This window comes from Methanospirillum sp. (assembly GCF_035560735.1).
Classification (GTDB): Archaea; Halobacteriota; Methanomicrobia; order Methanomicrobiales; family Methanospirillaceae; genus Methanospirillum.
In genome coordinates, this window is sequence record NZ_DATMYY010000160.1 from 1 (window position 1) to 11,999 (window position 11,999).

Below are 11,999 nucleotides of genomic sequence, written 5' to 3' on the forward strand. Positions count from 1 at the left end.
AGATAATCCGATGCTTTAGGCATCTCTTCTTTGAGACCCTTGCGCTTACGGATCTCAATCACTACTTCTTTGACCATACCAGCTGGAACGAGCTCAAATCCTGCAAATTCCTGATTCCACATGGCACGTCCTTCAGTTGCAGACCTGACATCTCCGGCAAATCCGAAGAGTTCAGCTACCGGTGCCTTTCCAACGACGGTAATGGTATCTCCTTCGCTGGTCATATCAAAGACCTGGCCACGGCGGCTCTGGATCTGTGCGGTGGCTCCACCCATGTAGTCCTGTGGGACGGTGATGTGAAGTTTCTGCATAGGTTCAAGGAGTGAGTCATTTCCAAGGAGAAGACCTGCCTTGATTGCACTTCTTACTGCAGGAATGACCTGTGCAGGTCCACGGTGAATAGCATCCTCGTGAAGCTTGACATCAACCAGTTTCATCAGAAGGTTCTGGACCGGCTCGTCTGCAAGTGGACCACCGTCAAGTGCCTCGTGAATACCTTCAATGATAAGTTCCATGGTTTCATTGAGGTACTGGATACCCTTGGTCATATCAAGAAGCATATTGGTGCCGTAGATATCCTTGACGTTCTTGGCTTCATCCTTCTCGAATCCAGCCTTGACCATTGCGTCACGACGCTCAAGCTGTTCCTGGTTCATTGAGATCTCATGGTTCTTTATGAGCTCAACAACATGATCCGGCATTGGTTCGAGAATGAAGTAGAATCTGTTGTGGCGGTTTGGAGACTTTCCTTCAACAGCACTGTCGAGCTTGTTGACAATAGTCTCACGGTAAACCACGATCGGCTCTGAAGTGACGATCTCCACGTTCTTGTCACGCTTGATACGACCGGTAACGATCTCAAGGTGGAGTTCTCCCATTCCTGCTATGAGGTGTTCGCCAGTCTCTTCATTGATGTTGACACGAAGGGTTGGGTCTTCCTTGGCGACCTGCCTGAGCACTTCAACCAGTTTTGGAAGGTCCTTCATGTTCTTTGCTTCAACAGCAACGGTAACGACAGGCTCACTGTAGTGTTCGAGTGACTCGAACGGGGTCATATCCATCAGACTTGATACAGTTGATCCCACAACTGCGTCTTTCAGACCGGTGACTGCAGCGATGTTTCCTGCAAAGAGTTCAGGAACCTCAACACGGGTCGGACCCATGAAGATACCAACCTGCTGAAGGCGGTTGACCTTCTTGGCGGACTGCATGACGTAGACTTCGTCTCCACGCTTGAGTTTTCCACCAAACAGACGTCCGGTTGCAACTTCTCCTGCGTGAGGATCGAAGGATATGTCAGTAACCATCATGCAGCTTGGTGCATTGGGGTCACAGTTGTACATACCCTTGCCTTCGGGTGAGTTGATATCTCCGTGCCAGATCACACCAACACGCCGCTTTTGTGCCTCGAGTGGATTTGGCAGGAATGTTACGACCATATCAAGGATAACATCACAAAGGGGGCTCTTCTTTGCGAGCTCTTTCATCTCACCAGCCTTGCAGTGGTCATATACATTCTTGAATGAGATCCCACTCTTTTTCATGTATGGGACAGAAATTGCCCAGTTGTAGAGTGCAGATCCGAATGCAACGGTTCCCTGTGCAGCATCGAGTTTCCACCCGTTGTTGTACATCTCCTCGTTCATGCCCTTGATGAGTTTGTTGACCTTGTCGATGACTTTTCCAAGGCGGATCTGCATCTCCATCTCGTCAACCTGCAGCTCATTGATAAGCCGGTCAACCTTGTTGATGAACAAAACCGGCTTTACCCGCTCTTTGAGTGCCTGACGAAGAACAGTCTCGGTCTGTGGCATTGTGCCTTCTACCGCGTCCACAAGGACGACTGCTCCGTCGACTGCACGCATTGCACGGGTAACATCGCCACCAAAGTCCACGTGACCTGGAGTATCAATCATGTTGATGAGATACTCTTTGCCCTCATACTCGTGAACCATGGAGACGTTTGATGCATCGATGGTGATTCCACGTGCCTGTTCTTCTTCATCAGAGTCCATCCAACAGGCTTTCCCTGCAAGATCCTCACTGATAATTCCTGCACCTGCCAGGAGATTATCAGACATGGTTGTCTTCCCGTGATCAATGTGGGCGACGATACCGATGTTCCTGATATTCTCCGGCTTGTTCATGAGCTGCGTGACGCGCTCAACCGTTTTCTTCCCTCGGCTCATATTACACCTGAAATTCTCTGAAAAAAGTATTGAGAGAAATGTTCTCTAACGTGCAGACTTTGCAACACGTTCACGTTCTTCCCGCTTGCCTACTGAGTAACACTTTGGATCGCCGTTTGCTGCAGCGATAAGTTCCTCGGCAAGGGCTGCTGCGACCGGCTTCTTCTTTTTGTGGCTGGCAGAGTATACTCCTGCTCCAATCAGCCCAACTGAAGTGTTGACACGGCGCATTGGTGCGGTATCAACAGACTTTGGAACGTTAATTCCTCCGTATTTCAGTCTTACTGACTCTTCGCGGGGACCTGCATTTGCTACTGCATCAACAAGAACTTCGACCGGGTTCTTTTTGGTTTTCTTGTTGATTATCTCAAAGGCATCCTTGACGATGCGGATTGCAAGTGTCTTCTTGCCGGTGTTGACCTCAGTCCGCATGAGCTGGTTGATAAGCCGCTCTACGATGAGCATGTTTGACTTGTTGAACTCCTGCCTTGTGAGTCTGCCACATGAGTGTGGTACCATCATCGAGGTGAGGTTCACGTATCGTGCAATACCCGGGTCCTTGATATTGACCTCAGTCACATCCCACTTATTAAAAAGAAGGCGTGCCGGGGCCGACGCTGTTTCTTCACTCATCACGTTCACCTGCGCGGCTTCTCCTTCCGCCCTATGACCATCTCATGAAGACAGACATTGTTCACCTTAGTGACCACGTATCTGACTCCAGGAATATCTCCCATTGAACGACCGAGACGGCCTCCAATGCCTTCAATCTCGACTTCGTCGTGCTCGTCGATGAAGTTGATGGCTCCGTCGCCGACTGCAAATGCAGATACCTGACGGCCGTTCTTGATCAACTGAACACGAACACATTTCCTGATTGCTGAGTTGGGCTGCTTTGCCTCAACACCAATCTTCTCAAGAACAATGCCGCGCCCCTGTGGCGCGCCTTCAAGAGGATCTGATTTTAACTTCAGTCCGCCTGCTGTGCGGGCGAAATGCGGGTCGCTCCAGCGGAATCTATGCCAGTCGCGCTTTAACTTTCGTGCTGCGAATTTTCCCTGTCCCATTACATCACTCTGTAAAAATTTCGACGGAAACACCGGGTATCGGTGAGGTTTTGTCCAAATGCACGACAGATGCGTATTACCGTGCTAAGTTTGAAACCTGTCTGTATACGTTACCCCTTATGCAATATAATAGTTGTATTCCCGTCTAACATAATGATATGCAGATCAGGCTCTACAAGGAAGTCTCCTTCGATGCCAGTCATCGACTCCTTCATTACCGGGGCAAATGTCACAACCTTCACGGACACCGGTGGAAGGTTGAGATCTGGATCACTGGTAGGACTGATGACCAAACAAATATTCTGGTTGATTATAATGAGATCAAACAGGCAGTCAACAAGTATGATCATCAGATTATTCTGAACCAGGATGACCCGATGGTTCCGAGAATTGAAGAGTTTCATCCGGTAATTAAGACTCCCGGGGACCCAACGAGCGAACTTCTGGCAGAACTCATTCGTGACTCAATCGAGTCTGCATATGCTCCGAGTGGTCGGGATGTCAGGGTTGAGACAATAAGGGTTTGGGAGTCACCATCCTGCTATGCAGAGCTGAAACATGAAGATCGCTGAAATCTTTACCAGCATTCAGGGGGAGGGCGACACCTCCGGGTATCCAACAATCTTCATCCGTTTTGCCGGATGCAATCTTCGGTGCCGGTACTGTGATACTCGCGCCGCGCAGGATGACTGCGGGATTGAAATGGATCTCACACAGATTATGGAAGAGGTGCAGAAATCCGTGGTATCCCACGTCTGTATCACCGGTGGCGAGCCTCTTCTCCAGCAAAATCTCCCTGCGCTTTTGAAAATGCTCCATGAAGCCGGGCATGTGATAACCATTGAGACAAATGGAACACTGGATTTCAGGTCCTGCCAGGATTATGCGACCATCTGTATGGATGTCAAATGTCCGTCATCCGGGGAGATGAGTAATCTTCGTCTGCTTCCATGGATTAGGTCTGAAGATTCGGTCAAATACGTAATTGGCACAGATGAGGATCTCAGATACGCTCATGAGACTCTGAAGCAAAATGCGGTGAGAGGAACGATCTTCTGGTCACCGGTGTTTGGGACTGATCCTATGAAGATAGTCTCATATATTCTGGATCAGAACCTGCCGGTTAGATTTCAGTTACAACTTCACAAAATTATCGGGGTACAATAATTGAGAGCAGTATGTCTTCTTTCAGGTGGCATGGATTCATCTACTCTTGCCTACCTGGCAAAATCTGAAGGATATGAGATTTATGCCCTTCACTTCACCTATGGTCAGCGCACTGAAGATAAAGAGCGTGAATGTGCAAAGCGAATCGCTCGGCATCTCAACGCAGCAGAGTTCCTGGATGTAAATCTTGCATACCTAATCCAGGTTGGGGCTTCAAGCCTGACAGATCGGTCAATGCCGGTAAAATCGCATGCAGATGCAGGGGATGGAATTCCACAGACGTATGTACCCTTCAGAAATGCAAACCTCCTCTCTGTTGCGACGAGTTTTGCCGAAGCCAGGGGAGCAGATGCGATCTACATCGGTGTCCAGGCATCAGACTATTCAGGGTACCCTGATTGCAGGCCGGAATTCATTGAGGCTTTTCAGCAGGTAATAAACCTGGGAACACGGCCTGAAACTCACATCTCACTCAAGACTCCCTTTGTTCGTCTCAACAAATCAGAGATACTGAAGATTGGAATGGACCTTGGTGTCCCGTATGAAGACACATGGTCGTGTTACCAGGACGGAGAGATGGCCTGCGGTGTCTGTGGTTCCTGCCATTTCAGACAGGAAGCGTTTGCAGCGATCGGGATAGAAGATCCTATACCCTACCGGTGAATTATGGAGATATACCGGGGAAGGCGTCTCATCGTTGAAAAATCAATTTTTTCTCTACCAAATGGCATGGAACGTGAGGCGGTGGTAGTCAGGCCAAGTGGCGCTGTAGTAATATTTCCTATTGACGGGGAGTACTGCTATCTCATACGTCAGTGGCGTTTTGCGATCGATCAGTTTATTCTTGAAGCACCTGCCGGAACCATGGAGGCCGGTGAGGATCCCGTTGAGACAGCACGACGTGAACTGATCGAGGAGGCAGGTCTCGCTGCCAGAGAACTCATACCCCGCGGATTTATCTATACAACTCCGGGTTTTACTGATGAGCGGATCTTTATTTATGAAGCCAGAGGGCTTACTCCCTCACGCGAGTATGCTCCTGATGCTGATGAGATAATTGAACCTGTTCGTTTGAAAACATCAGATGTCTGCCGAATGGTCAGGGACGGCGAGATTGTTGATGCTAAAACGATAGCAGCAGTGGCACGATGTATCGGAAAGGTGTGTATATGAGGGGCTGCTGTTATCCACTATCAATAATACTTGTTCTGATTCTGTTTCTGATAGTCTGCGGATGCACTGGTGTGCAGAGTCAGCCAGTGAAACCTGCATACCAGGTGTCTGATGATGGCATTCTCACCATGCAGATTCCTCACGGGGTGGTCTCTAATAAAACTCTTGAGACTGAAGGGAATGTCACGGTTGAGGAACTGACATTTACCAATTTTGGTGGAAATGTATCAGCAGTTCTCATCGCTCCCGAGCATCCGAAAGAGGGTGCGGTCTGGGCACCGGGTGCAGGAGTTCCTGCTTCAGGCCACATCGGTCATCTGCTTGAGTATGGCCGGCAGGGTTATGCAGTCCTGGTTGTTGATGTGAGAGGCAACGGTGGCAATACTTCGGGGTACCCGCTAAATATGGAGAAGGATTATGGTAAATTCTCAGCAGGGGAATGGCCGCAGATCTACCTGATTATTGCAGATATGATAGATGCAGAACGATATCTTCACGAACGGTATGGTCAGATTCCCATCTGGATGATTGGGGAGTCCAATGGTGGAAGGTATGCTGCTGTGGCTACTGCAATTGATAACCAGTCTGCCGGGTATGTCGGGATATCAACATCAGGGTTTGAGCGCCAGGGTGATCAGTACCAGGGAAGTGTCAGGAACTTTTTACTCAGTATTGATCCTGATGTGATGGGTCCACGGATTGCACCGAGGCCTTCACTCATATTCCACGCACCAAAGGATCCGATTATCCCGATAGACTTGGGAGAAAAACTAGCGACCACTCTTGGTAAGTCTGCACAATTTTTTACCTTCAACGGAACGCACGGGTTCAATGATGAGGTGGATCAGACCCTACGCGGCGAGTTTCAGAAATATCTGAATACCTAATTATCTTTTTCTATCCGCCGCAGATATTAAGACCGGCCCGGGGCAATATATACCAGCTTACAATACAGGTTTGTTGCCATGAGCGAAGCGGTTGAACATGATGACGCACGGCGGCGTTATGAATTTAAAAAGATGCTTGAACGGCTGGAGGCGAAAGAGGGCAGTGGAACCGAACTGATCTCTCTCTACATACCACCGGATAAGCAGATCTATGATGTAACCGCCCAGCTGCGGGACGAGTTTGGCCAGTGTGCCAACATCAAATCGAAACAGACCCGGACAAATGTACAGAGTGCGATATCCAGCATTCTTGCCCGGCTCAAATATTATAACAAGCCACCAGCGGAAGGGATGGCTGTCTTCTGCGGGAGTGTGAACAAGCATGGAGATCGCCAGGACCTTGAGTGTGATGTGGTGCTTCCGCCCCAGCCCATTAACCTCTATTTGTACCGTTGCAGTTCCAAATTCGAGCTTGAACCTCTCCGCGACATGCTGGAAGAGAAGGCTGTATATGGTCTTTTGGTTCTGGACAGAAGAGAATCATACTGGGGATTTCTGCGTGGAAACCGGATTGATCCGATTGGGGGAACCACCTCTACGGTGCCAGGAAAGCAGCGCAAAGGTGGTCAGTCAAGTATCCGATTCGAACGCCTCCGTCTGATTGCTATCAATGATTTCTATAAGAAAGTGGGCGAGCGGTCCAGTGAGATATTCCTGAGTGAGAAAGACTACTTCAACCGGTTTAAAGGATTACTGATCGGTGGTCCGTCCCCGACAAAGGAAGAGTTTGAACAGGGTCAGTTCCTGCATCACGAAGTGCAGAAACGGATTCTTGGACTCTTTGATGTTGCATACACCAATGAGAGCGGGCTTCCCGAGCTCGTTGATGCTGCCGAGGATGTCCTGAAAGGTCAGAGCGTTATTGAAGAGAAGCACATCATGGAACGGTTCTTCAAGGAGCTTGTCAAGGACAACGGTCTTGCCGCCTATGGAGAACAGAGTGTCAGGGCCAACCTTGAACTGGGCTCGGTTGATATGCTCCTTTTATCTGATAAACTCAGAAAATCACGCCTGGTTATCAAGTGTGATGCCTGTGGATATACAGAACAGAAGACGGTCCAGATGGAAGTAGGAAAAGATCCAAGTGATCTTGACTTCGGACCCTGTCCGAAGTGCACATCCCCGCTTCAGCTTGAACAGGAGTTTGACATCATAGATGAACTGACCCAACTTGCTGACCAGAGCAACAGCAATGTTTCAATCATATCCGATGATTTTGAGGAAGGGTCTCAGTTATATAGTGCGTTTGGCGGGATAGCCGCAATACTCAGATACAGGACAGGGTTTTAATGTACATTTCCTTGTGCGAACAGGTTGCCGGAGTACTCAAAGAGTATACCGGTAGGGAAGATGTTCTCCTGGTTGATGGTGGAGAACATGCAGATCTTGCATCAACCGTGGCGTTTGCCATGGCAAAAGAGAAGCGGATGGCTCCCGCCCAGATAGCCAAGGAGATTACCGATGCCATATCAGATCGTCTTCTCAAAGATCTGAATATCCGTACCGAGGCCACCGGGCCGTACATCAACTTCACGTTTGAGGGGAGTTACTGCGCAGATGTTCTGAAAGCTGCAGTCAAGCCCGGGTATGGGAATCTTCCCCCAAAGAGTGTCCGTGTTGTTCTTGAGCACACAAGTGCGAACCCGAACGGCCCGCTTCATGTCGGTCATATACGGAACACTATCATAGGAGATACCCTGGCCCGGTGTTTCCGCAAGGCAGGGTATCCACTGGAAGTGGAGTATTATGTCAACGATATGGGCCGGCAGATTGCAATCGTTGCCTGGGGTATTGACAGACAGCATGCTGATGTGTATGGGCCGGGAAAAGGCGATCATCTGATCGCCGATGTCTACATCGAGGCAAACAAACATCTTACCGCTGATCCATCGCTCACCACTGAAATCGATGCTCTGATGAAAAAGGTTGAGGATGGGGATGATGAGATTATCCGCAGATTCAAAGGCCCGGTTAGGCGGTGCCTTGAGGGATTCAAGGAGACTCTTGCCGGACTCCATGCCCACCATGACCGGTTTGTGTTTGAGAGTGATTTTGTCAGAAACGGGGATACCAGCAAGATACTGGGCCGAATCGGTCACATGCCTGAAGCAGTCCATGAGGAGACACTTGCTTTAGATCTTACAAAGTACGGGTTTGAGAAGAAGTACATCCTCAGGCGATCAGATGGAACCAGTGTGTATGCTGCCCGTGATATCGCGTTTCACATCTGGAAAGGTCGTAACTTTGACCGGGTGATCGATGTTCTGGGTGCTGATCACAAACTCATCGGCAGGCAACTGCAGGCAACCATGGATCTGCTTGGTGAGACTGTCCCGGAGATCGTCTTCTTTGAGTTTGTCTCTCTCCCTGAAGGTTCCATGAGTACCAGAAGGGGAACGTTCATCTCTGCTGATGAACTGATCGAAGAAGCAGGCCGGCGGGCAATGGAAGAGGTAACAGTACGGCGCCCTGAACTTGATGAAGAGGCACGCAAAACAATTGCCAAAGGGGTCGCAGCAGCAGCAATACGATACGATATTGTCAAGACCATTCCAGAAAAGAGCACAGTCTTTGACTGGAAAGAAGCACTTGACTTTGAAAAACAGAGTGGCCCGTACATTCAGTATGCTCATGCCCGTGCCTGTAGTATTCTTGACAAAGCTGGAGAGTTCCCCCACTGTTATGAGATCGAAGGTGACGGTGAGATAGCACTGGCCAAAAAAATTGCCCGGTTCCCCAAAGTTATCGATCAGGTAGTCACTGAACTGAAACCGTATCTGCTGGCAATATATGCCCGAGAGCTTGCAGACGTTTTTGGTTCATTCTATCATGCAGAGCCGGTTCTCAAGGCACAGGGAACCGTGAGGGACCGACGTCTTACTCTGGTTGAGGCAACCAGGAACACCCTGAAAGAGGCTCTTGAAACACTGGGGATAGATGCGCTCCGCGCGATGTAAGATTCCAAACGGTCACAGCCCTGAGATTTCCCTCCGAAGGATGGGATATCTCTTCTTTGATCCATCCTCTTCTGCTTCGCTCAAACCCTGTCTCTGGTGTAAAAGGGCATTGACAGGGGGAGAGATGTGTTACAAGCACCAGTTTTATGGTATCTCCAGCCACCGGTGTGTTCAGCTGACTCCCACACTTAAATGCAACCACCGGTGCCTTTTCTGCTGGCGTTCATTTGAGCATGAACATCCGGGAGAAAAAGATCTTCCTCCGGCAGATATTGTAAAGAAGATACCGTTTTTGCAGAAGAAAGGGCTTGCCGGGTACAAGATCTCTCCGAAAGTTACTCCCCAGCGATGGGATGAAGCGATCAATCCAGATCAGGTTGCGATCTCCCTTTCAGGTGAACCGACCCTGTACCCATATCTGCCTGAACTGATTGAGATGCTTAATCAGAAGGGATGTACAACCTTCCTCGTATCAAACGGAACGAACCCTGAAGAACTCAAAGCATGCAGACCGTTCCAGAAGTATGTCTCACTTACAGCAACCGACAGGGAAACCTACCTGAAAGTTGCCCAGCCACTTGAAGACTATTGGGACCGGCTGCAGGAAAGTCTGGTATCACTTGGGAAGGATGCGGATCAGGGGGCGAGAACTGCAATTCGTATCACGCTCGTTAAAGGGATCAATGACCATGATCCTGAAGGGTATGCCAGATTGATTCAGGAGAGCGGTGCTTCCTTTGTTGAGGTGAAATCGTATATGCATGTGGGATTTAGCCAGCGTCGTCTCACAATCAATCATATGCCTCTTCATGCTGAGATCGAGGCATTTGCCCAGACGATCCTTCCACATTGTGACTACACCATAAAAGGGGAAAACTCCCAGTCCCGGGTCATCTGTCTTGAGAAGATCGAGAACGCATGAGGATAGTATGAGATTTGATATTGAAGAGTTCAAACAGCGGGCAAAGGAAGATTATGAGGCTGCATGGCATGCAGGCCCGTCAGTCCTTACGCCTCCGTCAGTAGATCGAACATATCCGAGGCTTCAGTACAGGCGTGCAACCCCTCATCCGGTATTTGCAACGATCCAGAAACTTCGTGAGACATACCTTGCGATGGGCTTTGACGAGGCAGAAAACCCGATCATTGTTGATGAGCAGGAGGTTTACCGCCAGTTCGGTCCAGAAGCCATGGCAGTGCTTGATCGTGTCTTCTATCTTGGCGGGCTTCCAAGGCCGAATGTCGGGATCGGGAAGGATCAGATAGAGAAGATATCAGGAATCATCGGCCGTCAGGTATCCGTGGATGATGAAGAGGCACTCAGAAAAACTCTGCATGCCTACAAGAAGTCAGAAATTGACGGTGATGACCTGACACATGAACTTGCAGCAGTTCTCAAGACCGATGATGCACTGGTCGTTGAGATTCTTGATCAGGTCTTCCCTGAATTCCGTGAGTTGAAACCTGAATCTGGCCGCCAGACTCTCCGCTCTCATATGACCAGCGGCTGGTTTCAGACGCTCGGTTCTATCTGGGAGAAGGTTCCCCATCCGATCATGCTTTTCTCGATAGATCGGTGTTTCCGCAGGGAACAGGCCGAAGATGCTCAGCGACTGATGAGTTACCACTCGGCATCCTGTGTTGTTGCAGGAGAGGATGTCACCATGGAGGATGGCAAAGCAGTTGCCCGGGCATTACTGTCATCATTCGGGTATACTGACTTTGAATTCAGACCCGATGACAAACGTTCAAAATACTACATGCCTGATACCCAGACTGAAGTATATGCTTCTCATCCCAAACATGGATGGGTGGAGGTCGCGACCTTTGGTATCTACTCTCCATCTTCCCTGGCAGGATATGGAATCGGTGTCCCGGTCATGAATCTCGGTCTCGGAGTAGAGCGGCTTGCAATGATCGCTTCCGGATCAAATGATGTTCGCGAGATGTGCTTTCCCCAGTTTGCTCCCCGGCAGTATTCAGATTCTGATCTCGCCCGGGCAGTTGCTCTGGAAAAGGAACCGTCGGCAACCGGTCGTCAGATTGTTCGTGCGATCTGTGATGCAGCCCTTCCGAATGCAACTGCGATAGGTCCATGCTCATTCAAAGCATGGGAAGGGGAGATCTCTGGTAAAAATATCTCTGTCCATATAGAAGAGCCTGAAGAAGGGGCAAAACTCCTCGGGCCTGCCTGCATGAATGAGATATTTGCTCATAATGGTTCGATTCTTGGGGTACCGGACACAGAAAAGTTTGCAACTGTCAGAAAAGAAGGAATTCCTGCAGGTCTCTCATTCTTGCAGGCAGCTGCTGCAGGTGCTGTGGCATCTATTGAGATGGCAGCAATGTGTGGCGAGGGAACGACGGTGCAGTATAAAATGGCCCGGCTCCCAGGGGATATAAACCTGAAGATCGCTCCTTATGCCATGAGATATATTACTGACAATAACAGAAAGGTTGATGTCCGCGGACCAATCTTCCTCACGATCAGATCAGAGA

12 protein-coding genes are annotated in these 11,999 nt (G+C 49.4%); 9 read left to right on the forward strand and 3 right to left on the reverse strand.

The window, feature by feature from the left end; translation table 11 throughout:
• The 3 genes from VN429_RS04910 to VN429_RS04920 form a co-directional block, all read right to left on the reverse strand.
• Positions 1-2,189: elongation factor EF-2 (locus VN429_RS04910; protein WP_325630413.1), on the reverse strand; the 2,189-nt coding region annotated here is incomplete at its 3' end.
• A gap of 45 nt (positions 2,190-2,234) precedes the next feature.
• Positions 2,235-2,822: a 30S ribosomal protein S7 gene (locus tag VN429_RS04915; protein WP_325630415.1), complete on the reverse strand. Its 588-nt coding sequence runs from the start codon at positions 2,820-2,822 to the stop codon at positions 2,235-2,237.
• Positions 2,823-2,827: 5 nt separating this feature from the next.
• Positions 2,828-3,256, reverse strand: a complete 429-nt coding sequence (locus tag VN429_RS04920; RefSeq protein WP_109968460.1) for a 30S ribosomal protein S12 — start codon at positions 3,254-3,256, stop codon at positions 2,828-2,830.
• 158 nt (positions 3,257-3,414) lie between these two features.
• On the opposite strand from VN429_RS04920, the gene VN429_RS04925 reads away from it, so the two are divergent.
• From VN429_RS04925 to sepS, 9 genes are all read left to right on the forward strand, one after another.
• Positions 3,415-3,828 carry a 6-carboxytetrahydropterin synthase gene (locus tag VN429_RS04925; RefSeq protein WP_325630419.1) on the forward strand — a complete coding sequence of 138 codons (414 nt, stop codon included), beginning with the start codon at positions 3,415-3,417 and terminating at the stop codon, positions 3,826-3,828.
• Positions 3,815-4,423, forward strand: coding sequence for a 7-carboxy-7-deazaguanine synthase QueE (locus VN429_RS04930; RefSeq protein ID WP_325630422.1), 609 nt, complete (start codon positions 3,815-3,817; stop codon positions 4,421-4,423). Before VN429_RS04925 ends, VN429_RS04930 begins: the two co-directional genes overlap by 14 nt.
• On the forward strand, positions 4,424-5,086 hold the full coding sequence (gene queC / locus VN429_RS04935; protein ID WP_325630424.1) for a 7-cyano-7-deazaguanine synthase QueC: 663 nt from the start codon (positions 4,424-4,426) through the stop codon (positions 5,084-5,086). It abuts the gene before it with no gap.
• A 3-nt stretch (positions 5,087-5,089) separates the two neighbouring features.
• Positions 5,090-5,596, forward strand: a complete 507-nt coding sequence (locus VN429_RS04940; RefSeq protein WP_325630428.1) for an NUDIX hydrolase — start codon at positions 5,090-5,092, stop codon at positions 5,594-5,596.
• A 71-nt stretch (positions 5,597-5,667) separates the two neighbouring features.
• A complete protein-coding gene (locus VN429_RS04945; protein ID WP_325630431.1) occupies positions 5,668-6,483 on the forward strand; it encodes an alpha/beta hydrolase family protein in 816 nt (271 codons plus the stop codon).
• A gap of 78 nt (positions 6,484-6,561) precedes the next feature.
• Complete coding sequence (gene prf1, locus VN429_RS04950) at positions 6,562-7,833, forward strand: peptide chain release factor aRF-1 (protein ID WP_325630433.1); 1,272 nt, start codon at positions 6,562-6,564, stop codon at positions 7,831-7,833.
• A complete protein-coding gene (argS, locus tag VN429_RS04955; RefSeq protein WP_325630436.1) occupies positions 7,833-9,500 on the forward strand; it encodes an arginine--tRNA ligase in 1,668 nt (555 codons plus the stop codon). The genes prf1 and argS overlap by 1 nt, the downstream gene beginning before the upstream one ends.
• 40 nt (positions 9,501-9,540) lie before the next feature.
• Positions 9,541-10,422, forward strand: coding sequence for a 4-demethylwyosine synthase TYW1 (gene twy1 / locus VN429_RS04960; RefSeq protein WP_325630439.1), 882 nt, complete (start codon positions 9,541-9,543; stop codon positions 10,420-10,422).
• A 7-nt stretch (positions 10,423-10,429) separates the two neighbouring features.
• Positions 10,430-11,999, forward strand: a 1,570-nt coding sequence (sepS, locus tag VN429_RS04965; protein ID WP_325630441.1) for an O-phosphoserine--tRNA ligase, incomplete at its 3' end; no start/stop codon positions are given.

Coding starts and splice junctions, on each gene's coding strand:
- VN429_RS04915 (WP_325630415.1), bottom strand. CDS start 2,822: ATGAGTGAAGAAACAGCGTCGGCCCCGGCACGCCTTCTTTTTAATAAG.
- argS (WP_325630436.1), top strand. CDS start 7,833: ATGTACATTTCCTTGTGCGAACAGGTTGCCGGAGTACTCAAAGAGTAT.
- VN429_RS04920 (WP_109968460.1), bottom strand. CDS start 3,256: ATGGGACAGGGAAAATTCGCAGCACGAAAGTTAAAGCGCGACTGGCAT.
- VN429_RS04940 (WP_325630428.1), top strand. CDS start 5,090: ATGGAGATATACCGGGGAAGGCGTCTCATCGTTGAAAAATCAATTTTT.
- prf1 (WP_325630433.1), top strand. CDS start 6,562: ATGAGCGAAGCGGTTGAACATGATGACGCACGGCGGCGTTATGAATTT.
- twy1 (WP_325630439.1), top strand. CDS start 9,541: ATGGGATATCTCTTCTTTGATCCATCCTCTTCTGCTTCGCTCAAACCC.
- VN429_RS04930 (WP_325630422.1), top strand. CDS start 3,815: ATGAAGATCGCTGAAATCTTTACCAGCATTCAGGGGGAGGGCGACACC.
- VN429_RS04925 (WP_325630419.1), top strand. CDS start 3,415: ATGCAGATCAGGCTCTACAAGGAAGTCTCCTTCGATGCCAGTCATCGA.